The 15,301-nt window shown below is 62.7% G+C and carries 14 protein-coding genes; 2 read left to right on the top strand and 12 right to left on the bottom strand.

The features are described from left to right. Positions 1–31: 31 nt before the first annotated feature. The 11 genes from ACKUUJ_RS04335 to ACKUUJ_RS04285 all read right to left on the bottom strand — a co-directional run bounded on the left by ACKUUJ_RS04335 (position 32) and on the right by ACKUUJ_RS04285 (position 11,028). Positions 32–550, bottom strand: coding sequence for a TadE/TadG family type IV pilus assembly protein (locus ACKUUJ_RS04335; RefSeq protein WP_409064775.1), 519 nt, complete (start codon positions 548–550; stop codon positions 32–34). Then, on the bottom strand, positions 507–725 hold the full coding sequence (locus tag ACKUUJ_RS04330) for a hypothetical protein (RefSeq protein WP_147350657.1): 219 nt from the start codon (positions 723–725) through the stop codon (positions 507–509). The genes ACKUUJ_RS04335 and ACKUUJ_RS04330 overlap by 44 nt, the downstream gene beginning before the upstream one ends. Before the next feature lies 1 nt (position 726). Next, the gene (locus tag ACKUUJ_RS04325; RefSeq protein WP_409064774.1) at positions 727–1,290 is read right to left on the bottom strand and encodes a hypothetical protein; all 564 of its coding nucleotides are present in this window, start codon (positions 1,288–1,290) and stop codon (positions 727–729) included. Continuing rightward, positions 1,254–1,487: a Flp family type IVb pilin gene (locus ACKUUJ_RS04320; RefSeq protein ID WP_117770508.1), complete on the bottom strand. Its 234-nt coding sequence runs from the start codon at positions 1,485–1,487 to the stop codon at positions 1,254–1,256. The genes ACKUUJ_RS04325 and ACKUUJ_RS04320 overlap by 37 nt, the downstream gene beginning before the upstream one ends. 10 nt (positions 1,488–1,497) lie before the next feature. Then, positions 1,498–2,139 (bottom strand): type II secretion system F family protein, encoded by a 642-nt coding sequence (locus ACKUUJ_RS04315; RefSeq protein WP_409064773.1) that lies wholly within the window; start codon positions 2,137–2,139, stop codon positions 1,498–1,500. Further along, on the bottom strand, positions 2,136–3,062 hold the full coding sequence (locus ACKUUJ_RS04310) for a type II secretion system F family protein (RefSeq protein ID WP_409064772.1): 927 nt from the start codon (positions 3,060–3,062) through the stop codon (positions 2,136–2,138). Before ACKUUJ_RS04310 ends, ACKUUJ_RS04315 begins: the two co-directional genes overlap by 4 nt. Further along, positions 3,035–4,363: a CpaF family protein gene (locus tag ACKUUJ_RS04305; RefSeq protein ID WP_409064771.1), complete on the bottom strand. Its 1,329-nt coding sequence runs from the start codon at positions 4,361–4,363 to the stop codon at positions 3,035–3,037. Before ACKUUJ_RS04305 ends, ACKUUJ_RS04310 begins: the two co-directional genes overlap by 28 nt. After that, complete coding sequence (locus tag ACKUUJ_RS04300) at positions 4,360–6,003, bottom strand: CpaE family protein (protein ID WP_409064770.1); 1,644 nt, start codon at positions 6,001–6,003, stop codon at positions 4,360–4,362. The genes ACKUUJ_RS04305 and ACKUUJ_RS04300 overlap by 4 nt, the downstream gene beginning before the upstream one ends. Beyond that, on the bottom strand, positions 6,003–6,662 hold the full coding sequence (cpaB, locus tag ACKUUJ_RS04295; protein ID WP_409064769.1) for a Flp pilus assembly protein CpaB: 660 nt from the start codon (positions 6,660–6,662) through the stop codon (positions 6,003–6,005). The genes ACKUUJ_RS04300 and cpaB overlap by 1 nt, the downstream gene beginning before the upstream one ends. A gap of 252 nt (positions 6,663–6,914) precedes the next feature. Beyond that, positions 6,915–7,868, bottom strand: coding sequence for a ribosome small subunit-dependent GTPase A (gene rsgA / locus ACKUUJ_RS04290; protein WP_373162151.1), 954 nt, complete (start codon positions 7,866–7,868; stop codon positions 6,915–6,917). 478 nt (positions 7,869–8,346) lie between these two features. Further along, positions 8,347–11,028 carry a cation-translocating P-type ATPase gene (locus tag ACKUUJ_RS04285; protein WP_409064768.1) on the bottom strand — a complete coding sequence of 894 codons (2,682 nt, stop codon included), beginning with the start codon at positions 11,026–11,028 and terminating at the stop codon, positions 8,347–8,349. A 441-nt stretch (positions 11,029–11,469) separates the two neighbouring features. Between ACKUUJ_RS04285 and pyk the strand changes: the two genes are divergently transcribed. Both pyk and ACKUUJ_RS04275 read left to right on the top strand, forming a co-directional pair. Then, on the top strand, positions 11,470–12,930 hold the full coding sequence (gene pyk / locus ACKUUJ_RS04280; protein WP_390396860.1) for a pyruvate kinase: 1,461 nt from the start codon (positions 11,470–11,472) through the stop codon (positions 12,928–12,930). A gap of 758 nt (positions 12,931–13,688) precedes the next feature. Then, positions 13,689–14,426 carry a hypothetical protein gene (locus ACKUUJ_RS04275; protein WP_409064767.1) on the top strand — a complete coding sequence of 246 codons (738 nt, stop codon included), beginning with the start codon at positions 13,689–13,691 and terminating at the stop codon, positions 14,424–14,426. On the opposite strand, the gene ACKUUJ_RS04270 is transcribed toward ACKUUJ_RS04275, so the two are convergent. After that, positions 14,423–15,271 (bottom strand): hypothetical protein, encoded by an 849-nt coding sequence (locus ACKUUJ_RS04270; protein WP_409064766.1) that lies wholly within the window; start codon positions 15,269–15,271, stop codon positions 14,423–14,425. The two genes, ACKUUJ_RS04275 and ACKUUJ_RS04270, sit on opposite strands and share 4 nt — an antisense overlap. Positions 15,272–15,301: the final 30 nt, after the last annotated feature.

Here is a 15,301-nt window from a genome sequence, read left to right as displayed (position 1 = left end):
AAACCCCCTCGTCACCCTCAACAGGCAGCGCTTAATCCCATGCAGCAATCCATGAATCATAGTCTCCCTCCAGCCACTCGGGACGTGATCGATACGAGACGTCGACCCTAAGCTCGACATAGCCGTTTTGGCCTGCACTACCCATAGCCTGCGCAAACACACCGATCACGGGCAGCGGTTTAACCTCGCCGGTAACGGAAACGGACGAGACGCCGCCCGTGCCAGCCCGACCAAGCTCGATATCCCACGACAGAGGCCCGCCGGCATGAAAAATCGAAACGTCGGGAACCGCGGCAAGACGGCGGCGGGCGAACTCCTTAATATCCTCGTCATCCCCCACCGTCGTCGTGGTCATGAGCCGCGCGGTCTCGGCGGCGGCAGACTCCATGACCGCGCGTGTGTAGAGCAGGCACACCGGCTGCAGCGCCAACAGGACGAGCGTCAGAAACGTCGGCAGCAGGAATGCCGCCTCGACCGTAGACTGCGCCCGGTCCTCGCGCGCGACATCAATACAGCACGATGTCCTTAGAACCCGCAGCAGCGTCGACAACCGATGTCGAAGTGACGCCGTGAGACGCCGCCCGCTCGACCAGCGCCGCCAAGCGCCCATCGGCACCGGCACGCCAAAGCCCCGCGATCGCCAGCACGATGGAAAGCAGCGCCACCGTGACGATGGCGTATTCGACCGTTGCCTGGGCAGATTCCTCGCGCAGGACATCATGCATTTCACGACCCCTCCTTTGAGTTCGTTGTCTGCGGGGTCAGGCGGACCACGCGCAGGCGACACGAAGTATCACCAGCATCCGCGGCAACCGTCACCATATCGACCCAGCCGCGTCCGTCACGCACGATGGCGCCCCACACGTTGCCCTTGATGTCGAGATAGCCGCTCAGAGCAAGTTGCGCCGTGGGCACCTCGCGATAGGAACGCAGCATATCCGCCGCCGCTTCGGTCATCGGTCGGCACTCGGACCATGCGAGACGAACAGCGACGGCATTGTTTGCAGATGAACCCGTTGCAGCGTCCGCTCGCTCGTCGAGTGCTTGCAAGAACGTTTGCGCCGTGACGACGGCATTCGCATCGTCCGCGTCTCGCGCATCGTCTTTTTGAGACGCCGCAACCGAACCCGAGCCCGCATCCGCGGCAACCCCTAAACGTTGTTGCCGTGCTGCGTTAAGCCCCCAAACCACCACTGCCACCGCCACGACCGCACAGGCAAGCACCAGCAACGCGCCGACGGGACGGGCGCCCTCTACAGGCTGTTGATGCCCTCGCTGATAGCGCTCCATAGATCTTGGACCTTGCCCTTAAATGCGACGATGGCAATGATGGCGATCACCACGAGCACACCGACCAGGATGGCGTACTCGGTGGTGCCCTGCGCGCTCTCCTCCCGCAGCAGTTCCTCGGCACGCTGGCGAGCGTGAATTGACTGGCAAAACGCCCAGCTCCAGACCTTGCCAGCAACGTCAGTCATCGTATTCATGTATTCCTCCCTACATCATCCCGCCTGCTCCCAGCAGCGGGCCCAATATGGACAGAAGCAACGCCGGCAAGATGAGCGTGCCGGTGGGAATCAGCAGCTTGACCGGCGCGCGCTCGATCTCGCGCTCGACTGCAGCGCGATGGGCCGCGCGAATCTCGCGACTTTGGGCTGCCAGCGTCTCGGCAAGCGGGGCACCGAGGGCAAGCGCCTGCCCCGCTGTGATGGCAAAGGTTTCGAGCGCCCGCACATCCAGGTCGCGCGCGGCCGCCAGGAGCTCGTCCTCGCGCGTCCCCACGCCCACCTGCCACGCCATGCAGGCTCGCTCAAGGCGGAGCGCCAACGTCGATCGGCGATTGGCGCAAAAAACCTCAAGCGCCGCATCGAACGAAAGGCCGGCCGAAAGCCCCAGACGCACCACGTCGATCATCTCGGACACCTCGCCGAGCGACACCTGCGCCGTACCACCCGTGCCGAGCATGCCCCTCAACCGTGCTACCAGGACATCGGTCACCGATCGGGCAGCCGCAACAACCAGCAGCGCCTCGCGTTTGCAGACCTGGGCGATCTTGCATGCGTCCGCACGATTGAGTCCTGTCACGATAAACACGCTGAGCGCGCACAGGCACGCCGCGACCCCGACCAGGGCGCTCATAGCTCCACCCGCATAATGCGTCGGATGGCCACCAGGGCAACGGCGTTGAGGGCGAGCCCCAGCACCACGGCACCGGCACCCGCCGGCGTTGCAAGGCCGCGGCGAAAGTCGGCCGAAAGCAGCGCCAGCACCGCACACATGCCCGCCGGCATCGCCGAGACCATATGCGCCGACATGCGCGCCTGCGATGTCTTGACGTCCAGGCGGCGCTTGAGCTCAATGCGCTCCCCCACCATGCTCGACGCCTCGGATAGCAGGTCGGCAAGCGGGGCACCGGTTCGCTGCGACACCTTGAGCGCCAAGGTGACAAGCGAAAGGCCGGGGGCATCGATACGGTCGAGTAGGTCATCCAACGCATCAGTCGCCGAGACGCCGCAGTCGATCGCCGCCGCCACGCGCAAAAACTCGGTATGCACCGGCTCTTGCGCGTGAGTTCCCACAAACCTCATGCCCTGGGCCAGCGAATGGCCCGAGGCGAGCGACATAGAGAGCGCCGTAAAGGCCTCGGGCATGGCTTCTTCCACATCGTGTTGCTCGCGGCGACGGTCGAAGGTGTCGCGAGCGGCGCCTACGCCAAACGGTGCGAGCAGCCCGAGGACAAAGCCGATGGGCGACAGCGATACGACAGTCAGGGCAATGCCGCAGACACCACTCGATAGCAGCAAGCATGCCAGGCGCGCCTCGTCATCCTCGATAACAAGGCCAACGCGATGTGCCGAAATCAGCGCCGCCCAAGAGTGGGCAATCTTTTTTAGCAGGTCGTTTTCTACCAACTCACGCGGCAGCCTCTCGGCAACCGACTCAAGCGCATGGCTGACCAGCTCCGCCGGCGGCACGCGCGGCGCACGAGGCTCCGCTCCACACGCCACCGCGGCCGAAAGCCCCGTCAAGCCCCCTACGACGAGGGGCACAACGATCTCCATTCGTCCACCTCCTCATGCGTGAGCGTTCCCGAGCGCAGGCCCTCCGCGATAAACGGAGGCTCGCGATCGAGCGTCCAGGTGCGCGTGGCGGCATCGAACGTCACGTAGCGCTCAAGCTCCACGCCGCCTGACGTGCCGCGTCGCACCCCCGAATAGGAGGACACGAAACGCCTGCCGTCCGCATGACGCTCGGACATCACGATGCCGTCGAGCGCCATGGCAATCTGCTCCTCGATAAGCTCGCTCGGCAGATCGATGCCATAGCGCGCAAGCAGCGTCAAACGCACCACGGTCTCCTGCTCGGTGCCCGCATGAAGCGTGGTGAGCGATCCGTCGTGCCCGGTGTTCATGGCCTGCAGCATGTCGCAACATTCCGCACCGCGCACCTCACCCACCACAATACGGTCGGGACGCATGCGCAGGGCGTTGGTCACCAGGTCGCGGATTGTCACCGCGCCCTCGCCCTCAATTGAAGCCTCGCGTGCCTCAAGGCGAACCACATGCGGGTGATGCGCAAACTTGAGCTCGGCGGAGTCCTCGATCGTCACGATGCGCTCGCCGGTGGATATCTCGCACGACAGCGCGTTGAGCAGCGTGGTCTTGCCCGACCCCGTGCCACCTGCAACCGCCAGATCCTGGCGCAGCGACACCGCACACGACAGCAGCTGCGCATACCAAAGCGGTAGCGACCCCAGGCCCACAAGCTCGTCCAACGAACAGATGCGGTCTGAGAACTTGCGGATGGTGAGGATTGGCCCATCGATCGCCACAGGCGGGATCACCGCGTTGACGCGATAGCCCGTCTTGAGGCGAGCGTTGACGATAGGGCTGCGCTCGTCGATACGCCTGCCCAGCGGCGAGATGATGCGGTCGATGAGCACGCGGATCTGCTCGTCATCCTCAAATGCATGCTCGATGGGATATAAGACGCCGCCGCGCTCAAAGAAAGCCGATCGGCAGCCGTTAACCATGATCTCGGTGACGGTGTCGTCCTCGATGAGCGGCTGCAGCGGGCCCAGGCCCACCACGTCATCCAAAATCTCGTCGATGATGGTCTCGCGCTCGGGCGTCGCCAGGTCGCCCGGCTCCTCCACGTTGAGCGCCGCCTCCACCGCAGGACGCAATTCCGAGCGGGCGAGCGCCGGATCGATGTAGGCGCTGATACGCGCCACCTCGTCATAACCCATGCGGTCCATCACGGCGCGTTTGGTGCGGCGCTTGACGGCACGGTGGCGCCCCGCATCAACAGGCACTGTCGCCGCGGCCGCACCGGCTTCCTTAATCCTTGTTTGCAAGCTCATCGCGAATCACCCTCGCGCGACCAGGGAAGACGGATACGCGGGCGCTCGGTGCGCGTCGCGCGGTCGGTGACCATGTCACTCCAGGGACCGACGGCGCAGCCCAGCTCCATGAGCATCTTGCGCGTGGCTTCGCGTACGCTGGTGGCAAAAGCGCTGGTCTGGCCCACTGCCTCGTCAGCACGGCCGAACGCCATGAGCGCCGCCAAGTCCTGCCCGCCGTCGGCAATGCGGATCTTGGAGCTCAACGCGCAGGTAATCTCAAAGCGCATGGCGACATCCTCGTCAGCGCCGCGCGCGCCAAACCGGTTGAATACGGCGCTCATGCGCGTACGCGGCACGCCCACACGGCTCGCCAGCTCGATAACGCGTGCCGCGGACGTCGCAGACGACGCCGATGGATCGCCCACGACCAGGCAGCGGTCGCTCGCCGCCACCGCGGCCGCCACGGCGTCGCCCCAAAAGACCGAGGTGTCGACAAGCACCACGTCGGATTCGCGGCGCAAGACATCGAGCAACAGCTCCACCGGACGCGCCATGAGCTCGGCCTGTTCGGGCGCGGCGACCGGGCCCCAAAGCGTGACGCCCGGGGCCACGCGCATCGAGGCGGCCACGATGTCCGATTCGGCGAGTGCGCCCGCAGCCGATGGCTCGATAAGCGTCGCCATGTCATGCGGGGCATCGGCGCCCAACAGGTCGTAGAGGTTTCCAAACATCAGGTCCAAGTCGAGCACGGCAGCACGCAGGCCCAGCAGCGACGCCGCGTGCGCCATGGCGGCGACGATCGTCGACTTGCCGCAACCGCCCGAACCCGAGACGGCGCAGACAACCGGGGCTCGATGCGACGAAGCGGCGGCATCCGCCGACGGCGTGGGGGCAGGCGGCGCCGGCACGGGCGGCAACGTCCCCGTCTCCCCGGCAGCGCTCATATGCTGCGCCCAAGCCGGCATGGCAGGCTGCTCGGTCCGTGGGGCCGAATCTGGGGACTTCACGGTCGCATCGACACGAACATTGTCGTTCCCGGCAAGTCCCTCAACCTCGTCGAGCTCATCGACCAGGCTCACGCCATGCACGTATCCCATATCTACAGCCAAAAGATCCTCGCCATACGGCACCGGCTCTCCGACTTCATCGTATGCAAGGGGGTCCCGGGGACACCGACCATGCTCGGCTTCCGCTTTTCCACAATCATCAACACGCGGGCCTCTTGTAGCGCGAGGCGCCCCGGGTTCCCTATCAACAAAAGCATCGGGCTCAATCGTCAGACACCGGTCGCAATCAACCGTTCCCTCGCCCGCGCGCCCGTTGCCGCATATGCTGCGCGCAGCGATAACCTCGGTCGCCCCTGCGCGAAACAGCCCCTCGATATCCGAAGGATCGAGCGTCTCTATCAGTACGACCACGCGGCTCACGCGGCCCTCGGCCGTCAGGCGCGCAACGGTCTTTCGCACGTCTTCGGCATCGAACAGGGCTGCCGCGATAATCGCCGCCCCGCGACGCGACGGAAACGCCCGCGCCATGGACACCAGCCCATCCAGGTCACCCACGCGAAGCACCTGCGCGCCCGCATCGCGGCCCTCGACTTCCCGCTGCAGCAATCCGTAATCACCACACGCGCAGCATGCAAGCCAGATCGCCTTCATCACTCGTCGCCTCCGCTCTTTTTGCTGCGCACCGTGGCGGGAATCGTCAAACTGACCGCCCCCTTGCCCGAGGCCCCCAGCAATTCCTTAACGTCTTCGGGGTCGGCCGCCAGCGTCACCCATTCGATCTTGCCTTCGCGCGTGGCGCCGGCCTCTTCGCTGGTATCGATCACGCGCGCACCGCACAGCCGATCGGTTACGCCGTCCTTTTGCACGTACACGTCCACGTAGCTGCCCACGCCCGTGGCGCCCCCGACCGAATGCTCGGCATCGACCGCCACCGAAACGGCGACCTTACCTTTGGGCACCTCGAGCGTGTGGCTTTCGGCCTTGGTGTAGACATCGCAAATCACGGCATTTTTAGGGATGCGCGAGGTCGTCACGTCGCCGCGCACCTGGCGCAACTCGGTCGCCGCATCGCGCGGCAGTAGGCTCGCCAGCCATTCCTGGGTTATGACATTGGTCTCGTCGAGCGTCTCGCCCGCATCGATATCGCGTGCCGCGACGCACACCTCGACGCGATCGCCGCCGTACTTGGCCAGCGTCTCGGCCTGGGCCTGCTCGGCTTGCGAGCGAATCGACGAGCTGTAGACCATGCAGAGCGCCGCGGCAAGCACGCCCGCGGCCAGACTGATGGCGATGCGCTTGCTCTTGTTCACGGCCGCTCCTCTCATGGCGGTGCCGGGTAAATGCCCGTACCACCATTGTCTGGGCGACCAGGGCGCAAAGCGGCGCAATCGCAATCTTGGTTTTACGTGTCAAACCAATTGCTGACCAAAAGCTGACCAGCCCGTCAAGCTCGTGGCAAGGTTTTGGTCAGAACGTCGGCAAAACGCATATTTCGAGGCGCTTTGGCAGCAAAAAAGCCGCCTCCCGAACAGTTGGGAGACGACTGTCATAGGAAAAATCAGTTACAGATGGACATCGGGATCGAGCATCTGAGCACTCACACGCATGGATGACGCCAGGTTTTGGAACGTCTCCAGGCGCAGGCTGTCGATTTGCCCGGCATCCTCGGCCTCGCGAACGGCGCAGCCCGGTTCGTGGGTATGCGTGCAGTCGCCAAACCGGCACGCACGCGACGCCTCGACGATCTCGGGAAACGCGCGTGCCAAGCCCCGCTCATGCCCCACGAGCGGCAGACTGCGCAGGCCCGGCGCGTCAGCAATAACGCCGGCTTCGCCCGGCAGCGCCACCATCACGCGCGCGACCGTGGTGTGGCGACCCTGGTCATCGCGCTCACGTACGCCGCCGGTCGCCAACGTATCGTGACCCAGCAGCGCGTTGAGCAGCGTCGACTTGCCAGCACCCGATTCACCCAAGATCATGGCGCAGCTCCCGGCGGGCACGCAGGCGCGCACCTCGTCCAGGCCACGACCCTCGGCAGAGGACGTCACGATCACGCGCACGTCCGGACCCACCAAGCGGTGCACGCGGTCCAGATCGCGTTCGAGCTCATCGGCGTCGCAGCGGTCGGCCTTGGTGAGTACCACCACCGGCTCGGCATCGCAGTCGAGTGCCAACACCAGCGAGCGCGCCACGCGGTCGAGCAGTACCTCGCCGGCGCCGAGCGCCTGCACGATCAGCACGCTATCCACGTTGGAGCAAAGCACCTGACGCTCGCCGCGAGCGCGTCCGCGCCAGCGCTCAAAACTCGTGCGGCGTGGCAGCACGCACTCGATCACGCCCATGTCGTGCCCGGGCGCACGACGCACCGCCACGCGGTCGCCCACGGCGGGCAGCAGAACCTCGTCCTCGCCACGCGACTTGGCAAACCCCACGGCATGCTCGGCACGAAAGGTGTCATCGGCAGTCGCCACCAGCGGAAACCCACGATCCAGGCGCACCACGGCACCAAGCTGCATCTGCTCGGGCTCCTCGGCCCGAGCACAATAATCATCGAAGGCAGCCCGCTGAGCATCATCGACCGGCAGATCGTCGAACGCCGGAACATCCTGCAGCGCATCGAGTCCCGGCACGCTTGCCAGCAGCTCCTCGGCAGACGCGGGAGCTTCGGTCGCAAGCTTCCGACGACGATCGCGCTTAGCCCGCGCCCCCGTCGTCTTTTTCTTCGCCTTAGCCTTAGCCTTAGCCACAAACGCCTCCCAGCACCCAAAATCACAACTGAGCAGGTATTTTACCCACAAAAAAAGAGTCGGTCGAGCAAACGCTCGACCGACTCACATACTTTCCCTCAGCCCTTTATCATCCGCACGGGAGAAAAGCCAGCAAGGATACCGTAGGGCCCACCCCGGGAGTGTTTTCTTCTGAGCGATCCCGCAGCGCGAAGCGCGAGGACCAGCGAAGAAGAAAACGCGCAGGGGCGGGCCCGGACAGGTTAACTTACTCCTTCTCGACCGCGCGCATGATCGCCTTGTAGATCTCCATCAACGGAATGATCAGGAAGGCAAGGCCCAGGGCGGCGATAACGCCCTTGAGCTCAAGCGTCACGGGGCCAAAGAACATCTCGGCAAGCGTCGGCTGAACGGTCACGATAACCGTCAGTACCAGCGCCAGCGCGGCAGATGCCCACAGCCACTTGTTCTGCTTCTTCATGCTAAACAGCGACGCACGACGGCTGCGCATATTGAAGCAGTGGAAGATCTCGACCATGTTGAGCGTGATGAACGCCATCATCACGCCTTCCTCGTCGGCATTGCCGGCGATCATATCGGCGATGTGGATGTAGCCCATGTCAAAGTACACGCCCACAAAGAAGCTCGCCAGCACCAGCACGGTGATGATCAAGCCCTGGACCACACAGTCCAGGCCCATATTACCGGCAAAGACGCCGTCCTTGGCGTTGCGCGGCTTGCGCTTCATGATGTCGCCCTCGGCATCCTCCATGCCCAGCGCGAGCGCGGGGAAGCAGTCGGTGACCAGGTTCACCCACAGCAGCTGCACCGGCTGGAAGATGGTAAAGCCGATGAGCGTGGCGATAAACACCGAGAACACCTCGGCAAGGTTAGCCGAAAGCAGGAACTGGATGACCTTGCGGATATTGTCGTAGATGCGACGTCCCTCTTCGCAAGCACCGATGATGGTGGCGAAGTTGTCGTCGGCAAGCACCATGTCGGCAACGTTCTTGGTGACGTCGGTACCGGTGATGCCCATGCCCACGCCGATGTCGGCGCGCTTGATGGACGGGGCGTCGTTGACGCCATCGCCCGTCATGGCCACGATCTGGTCGCGTGACTTCCAGGCCTCGACGATGCGGGTCTTGTGCTCGGGCTGGACGCGAGCGTACACGCCGTAGTCCTCGATGTGCGCGTCGAGCTCCTCGTCGCTCATGCGATCGAGGTCGGCACCGGTGATGGCATGGCTGCGATCGGCGACGATGCCCAGCTGCTTGGCAATGGCCACGGCGGTGTCGATATGGTCGCCCGTGATCATGACGGTGCGAATACCGGCATCGTGGGCCTCGCGGATGGCGTCGGCGACCTCGGGGCGGACAGGGTCAATCATGCCGGATAGGCCGCAGAAGACCAGGTCGTGCTCGAGCGCAGCGGGGCTGCAGTCGCTCGGGACCTCGGTGTAAGTGCGACTTGCCAGCGCCAGCACGCGCAGGGCCTCGTCGGCCATGGCCTTGTTGGCGGCCACGAGCTCGGCGCGACGCTCCTCGGTCAGCGGGACGACCTTTTCGCCCTCGTAGATATGGGTGCACAGGCCGATCACCACGTCGGGCGCGCCCTTGGTGTACTGCTCGTACTCGCCGTCCAGGGTCTCGACGACCACGGACATCATCTTGCGGCCCGAGTCGAACGGGGCCTCGCCCACGCGCGGGTGCTCGGCAGTCAGGCCGGTGAGACCAGCCTTGCCGGCGTCGTTGACGAGCGCACACTCAGTCGGCTCGCCCACGGCCTCGCCCAGCTCCTCGTCCCACTGGGCATCGGAGCAAAGGGCCATACCTGCCAGGAACTTCTCCTTAGGCGCAGCGAGCTCGTGCTTGACGACGGTCATCTTGTTCTGGGTAAGGGTGCCGGTCTTGTCGGAGCAGATGGTCTGCGTGCAGCCGAGGGTCTCGACGGCAGAAAGCTTGCGGATAATCGCCTGGCGCTTGGCCATCTTGGTCACGCCGAGCGACAGCACGATGGTCACGACGGCGACCAGGCCCTCGGGGATGGCAGCGACGGCGAGCGAGACAGCGACCATAAAGGTGTCGAGCAGGGCGGTCGGGTCGGTAAGGACGTTGCCCACGCCGTGGCGGAGGATGTCAACGCCAAAGATCACGACGCAGATGATAATCACCATGATGGTGAGGATGCGGCTGAGCTCGGCGAGCTTCACTTGCAGCGGCGTGAGCTCTTCCTTGGCCTCGGCCAGGGCGCCGGCAATCTTGCCCATCTCGGTATCCATGCCGGTGCCGACTACGACGGCGCGGCCACGGCCGTACACAACGGTGGAACCCATGTAGCACATGTTCTTGCGGTCGCCGAGCGGCACGTCATCGGTGCCCGCGGCAAGCTCGATCACGTTGGCGTGCTTCTCTACGGGCACGGACTCGCCGGTGAGTGCGGCCTCTTCGATCTTCATCGTGGCGCTCTCGAGGACGCGGCAGTCGGCCGGAACGGAGTCGCCCGCCTCGAGCATGATCACGTCACCGGGCACGAGCTCGGCGCTCGGCAGATGCACGAGCTTGCCGTCGCGCAGCACCTTGGACTGCGCCGCGCTCATCTCCTGCAGGGCCTCGAGGGCCTCCTCGCTCTTGGCTTCCTGGACCACGCCCAGTACCGAGTTGACGATAACGACGAACATGATGATGACGACATCGGCAAAGTCGGGCTCGCCCTTGACCATGCCCGTGAGCGCGCTGATGACGGCGGCAACGATCAGCATGATGACCATGGGATCGGCCATCTGCTCAAAGAAACGCTTCCACAGCGGCGTCTTCTCGGCTTCCTCGAGCTTGTTAGGGCCTGTCTTAGCGAGGCGCGACGACGCCTCGTCGTCGCTCAGGCCGAGGTTCTCATCGACACCCTGGTCGCTGAGCACCTCCGCCGCGGCGGACAGGTATTCCTTTTGCATATAGAGTCCCCTCCTGGGATTCGGGCCACTCAGCAGATTGATGCCCGATCATAATTCCCAGGAGAAGGGCAAGGGCTCATCAAGGCTGCCGTGCTGAGCGGCAGTTGATAGTGGAGCTATGGTACCCCAAAGCAACGCGTCTAGCCAAAACAATCCATTTGGAAATATGGTCCATAAGCAACGGTGCAGGCCGTGTGATGCTCAACATTGATAAAACGTTTTTTCTTCGGCGCATCATCAAATTGAAATATCGCCCAGATAGCAGCGGTTAGAACGGTTGGTAAAGTTTTTGCATATACCGTTTTTCCGCAAAAAATGAACTTCTAATTCGGCATACGGTCGATTTTTTGGGGTATTCGGTCGCCATTTCGTTATAATCAACTCAGTTTTATTTCTTATGGTTTATCTATCAGCGCAAGACGATGTCAGATGGAGGTCTGAATGTACAAGCGCACTAAGATTGTATGCACCATGGGTCCCGCCTGCGATAGCGACGAGACCATCCGCGAGATGATCAAGGCGGGCATGAACGTCGCCCGTTTTAACTTCTCGCACGGCTCCTACGACGAGCACCACGGTCGCATCGAGCGCGTCCGTCGTATTTCCAAGGAGCTCGGTATGCCCGTCGGCATCCTGCTCGACACCAAGGGCCCCGAGGTCCGCACCGGCCTTCTGGTCGATGGCAAGAAGGTTGCCGTCAAGACCGGCGACAAGATCGTCGTCACCGCTCAGCCCACGTCCGAGGATTTCCACGGCACCTCTGAGCACATCTCCCTCGACTACCTGGCTCTGCCCTCCGAGGTCGAGAAGGGCTCCCTCATCCTGATCGATGACGGCCTGGTTGCCCTCGAGGTCGAGTCCGTCGACGGCCAGGACATGACCTGCGTCGTCAAGAACGACGGCCTGATCGGCGAGCGCAAGGGCGTCAACATGCCCAACGTCAACATCTCGCTGCCCGCCATCACCGAGCGCGATCGTCAGGACATCCTCTTTGGCCTGACCGAGAACATCGACTACATCGCCGCTTCCTTCATCCGTGACGGCGAGTCCGTCCGCGGCATCCGCAAGCTTTGCCGCGAGAACGGTGGCGAGCACGTCACGATCTTCCCGAAGATCGAGTGCGCCCTGGGCGTCGAGAACTTCGACGAGATCCTCGAGGCTTCCGACGGCATCATGGTTGCCCGTGGCGACCTGGGCATCGAGATCAAGCCCGAGCTCGTTCCCCACATCCAGAAGGAGATCATCGCCAAGTGCAACGCGGCCTACAAGCCCGTTATCACCGCTACGCAGATGCTCGACTCCATGCAGCAGAACCCGCGCCCGACGCGCGCCGAGGTTGCCGACGTTGCTAACGCCATCTACGACGGCACCGATGCCGTCATGCTGTCCGGCGAGTCCGCTGCCGGTAAGTACCCGGTCGAGGCCGTTAAGATGCAGGCCAGCATTGCTCTCGAGACCGAAAAGTACCTCCCGGCCCACGCTCCGCTCGAGGTTCCGGCCGATGCCCACGGCACCCGTGTTGTCAACAACGTTGTGGGTATGTCCGCTGTGAACATGGCTACCACCGTTGGCGCCAAGTGCATCACCGTGCCGACGACCACCGGCCGCACCGCTCGCCTGATCTCGCACTTCCGTCCCAACATGCCGATCTGCGCGTTCTCCCGCCACGAGTGGGCCGTCCAGCAGATGATCATGTACTGGGGCGTTATCCCGCACCAGGCCGAGATTACCCAGGGCACCGTCAACGGCACGATCGTCAAGGCGATCGAGACCGCTAAGGAGCTCGGCTACGTCGAGGCCGGAGACCTGACCGTCGCCACCGCTGGCGATTCCCGCATGAGCGTCCAGCTCGAGGACAAGGTCTCCTCGACCAACGTCGCTTACGTCGCTCAGGTGCGCTAAATCGCACTTGCAAGCACGCTTGCATTGCAAAGGGCCCGGAAGGCAAAGCCTTCCGGGCCCTTTTTCTGTGCCAATGCCGGCGCACAGCAAAACACGCACTCATTTCTTTACCAAAAGTGCGAAATCCACCCTTCGAGGCCCATAAAATAAAGTCCCAAGCGCTAAAAGTGTTCGCCCGGTGGCAAACCCACACCTTAACCGACGCTGATAAATCGTTTTAGCAAGAGCCAGATCGACCTGGTTTTCGGAAGTATGCGGCAAATTCTGAGACCACCGAGCACACCTCGTTTTTTCGCAACAAAATGCCTGATAAACTAGCCTCAAAAGCCAGGTCTGCTCACAGGGTTCAGATTTTGCCGCATACTTCCGAATTGACGCTGGCATCGCACGGTCCAAAAGCACATTTCGACCAGGAGGACGTCATGGACCTGACGCTATGCGGTCAATCCGCTTTTTACTATCACCGTATTCCGCCGCAGGTATTAGGACTTTACCCCGCTGTCAGTCTAGACAACATGGATCGCAGGTGTTGCGCCCTTGGGAACCATGCGCTTGTTGAAGACCTTCTTCATATGCCGCTTCATCGATTTGTGTTCAGTCGCGAGCAAGTCGGATCACGGAGTTTGTTCAAGTCACACCTCCTGACCCAAGAGCCACCTCCCGGGTCGTTTAGGCAGACTGAGCATGGATTTGATGTCACGTCCCCGGAGTTCACACTGCTCAGCCTTGCCACGCAGGTCTCACGCAGCCAGTTACTCATGGCTTGCTACGAGATGTGCGGCTCCTTTGCAGTATTTAAGCCCTGCGAGCGAACGCAACAACAACTCGATGAAGCTATTTCGCTTAAGCTCATTCCGCCCAGCTGCGGCTGGGAGCGAGTTAACGACACCAAGGGCAATGACACCAACTTGTGGAAGCGCACGCCGCTTCTTACCGCAGCAGATATCACCGCGTTCGCCAAGCAGACCGCAGGCCTGCGCGGCGTTAAACAACTGCGCTGGGCGGCCGAGCACATGACGGGGCAGGCCGCCTCGCCCTTCGAAGTACAGACCTCCATGCTTGTCTCGCTCCCCCGCGACGAGGGCGGCCTGGGTATCGGCATCACCAACAACGTGCGCATCCCACTCAGCGACGCCGCGCGCTCACTGTATGACAAAACCTGCTGCTACGCCGATATCCTCATCGAGAGCAACACCGACAGTATGGGCGTCATCTTGGAATGCCAAGGCCGTTCCGCCCACGATGGCGAAGCCGCAAGCCTCTCCGATGCCGAGCGCACCACCGCGCTCACCAGCATGGGCTATGACGTTATCCAGATAACCTATGAGCAAATCAAGGACACGAAGAGCTTTAACAACATCGCCGAGCTCATTTATAAAAAGACGGGGCTCCCCTACATCCCAAAGACCGATCAGGAACGCACCACCGAAGATGCCCTGCGACGGGAGCTGTTGGTCAATTGGGATGAACTGTTCACCGTTAAGCCGGCCGGCTAGCAGCTAGCAATCAGAGGGACCGCGGGAACGTCAGAAGCAGCAACGCGAGCCGCAAAACCCGCCTCGGTCAGCTCGATGACCTCGGTAAACGTCGCATCGAAAAACTCCTCGGTTAGCAGGCGATACGGCGGATGATCGGGCTCACCGGGGTTTTCGCGCACGATCTCGTGCATAACGCCGATGGTCTTGAGCACATATTCTTTATGGATGGGATACTGCCCAAAACGTGCCGCAGCGGTATACAGGCGATCGGTCGCACGCGGGATGGAAACAATGCCGAGCGTCTTGCCAAACCAGTCAAAGTCGCCTTGCTTTTTAATGCGGAACTCCTCGCACGGCTTGCCGCCGTGCGCCTCCAGGTACTGATTCACGCGCGTATTCCATACGGTATCGGCCACCAGATGCGACCAGACACCCAGTGTCAAATCGAGCAACGACTGCGCCACGTCATCGGGCGCGAGCGAAAGCTCGCTAGCACCGGGACCGGCAACCGGCTCGGCATCCTTGTAGCGTTGGGGATAATGTACCCGATTGAGTCGCTCGCGCTCCTCGACAATCGAGGTCGCGGCAGCCGGCGTACCAACAGGCGCCCCTTTGAGCAGCGGCGCCACATAGGTATCCCAGAACTCGTGCTCGCGCGGCTTAGGGATAGGTTCGGGCTTTGCAAAGTGCGTAATGCGGTATGGGATGGGATCGGCGATGCCAGGGACCATATAGCCCACGAAGATATCCGGAACCACGCAGCCAAACAAAAAGGCATTGCGGTCGCGCACGCTATTGGCAAGCGCACCGGTGCGCTCCAGCAAACGCTCCGTCTGAGCGATATGAATGTTCCAGCTTGGCATAGCCACCCCCATAAAAACCTGGATAACTAT

Origin of the sequence: Collinsella sp. wc0583 (assembly GCF_046116915.1) — a bacterium.
In the GTDB taxonomy this organism is placed as follows: Bacteria; Actinomycetota; Coriobacteriia; order Coriobacteriales; family Coriobacteriaceae; genus Collinsella.
The sequence above is the reverse complement of the archived record's forward strand: the minus strand, read 5'-3'. Positions and strand labels throughout refer to the sequence as shown.

What these genes read in the sequence shown, in the direction of transcription:
- ACKUUJ_RS04285 (WP_409064768.1), bottom strand. Translation starts at nt 11,028, where the DNA reads ATGCAAAAGGAATACCTGTCCGCCGCGGCGGAGGTGCTCAGCGACCAG.
- ACKUUJ_RS04275 (WP_409064767.1), top strand. Translation starts at nt 13,689, where the DNA reads ATGGCTTGCTACGAGATGTGCGGCTCCTTTGCAGTATTTAAGCCCTGC.
- ACKUUJ_RS04315 (WP_409064773.1), bottom strand. Translation starts at nt 2,139, where the DNA reads ATGAGCGCCCTGGTCGGGGTCGCGGCGTGCCTGTGCGCGCTCAGCGTG.
- pyk (WP_390396860.1), top strand. Translation starts at nt 11,470, where the DNA reads ATGTACAAGCGCACTAAGATTGTATGCACCATGGGTCCCGCCTGCGAT.
- ACKUUJ_RS04330 (WP_147350657.1), bottom strand. Translation starts at nt 725, where the DNA reads ATGCATGATGTCCTGCGCGAGGAATCTGCCCAGGCAACGGTCGAATAC.
- rsgA (WP_373162151.1), bottom strand. Translation starts at nt 7,868, where the DNA reads ATGCAGCTTGGTGCCGTGGTGCGCCTGGATCGTGGGTTTCCGCTGGTG.
- ACKUUJ_RS04300 (WP_409064770.1), bottom strand. Translation starts at nt 6,003, where the DNA reads ATGAAGGCGATCTGGCTTGCATGCTGCGCGTGTGGTGATTACGGATTG.
- ACKUUJ_RS04320 (WP_117770508.1), bottom strand. Translation starts at nt 1,487, where the DNA reads ATGAATACGATGACTGACGTTGCTGGCAAGGTCTGGAGCTGGGCGTTT.
- ACKUUJ_RS04270 (WP_409064766.1), bottom strand. Translation starts at nt 15,271, where the DNA reads ATGCCAAGCTGGAACATTCATATCGCTCAGACGGAGCGTTTGCTGGAG.
- ACKUUJ_RS04305 (WP_409064771.1), bottom strand. Translation starts at nt 4,363, where the DNA reads ATGAGCTTGCAAACAAGGATTAAGGAAGCCGGTGCGGCCGCGGCGACA.
- ACKUUJ_RS04325 (WP_409064774.1), bottom strand. Translation starts at nt 1,290, where the DNA reads ATGGAGCGCTATCAGCGAGGGCATCAACAGCCTGTAGAGGGCGCCCGT.
- ACKUUJ_RS04310 (WP_409064772.1), bottom strand. Translation starts at nt 3,062, where the DNA reads ATGGAGATCGTTGTGCCCCTCGTCGTAGGGGGCTTGACGGGGCTTTCG.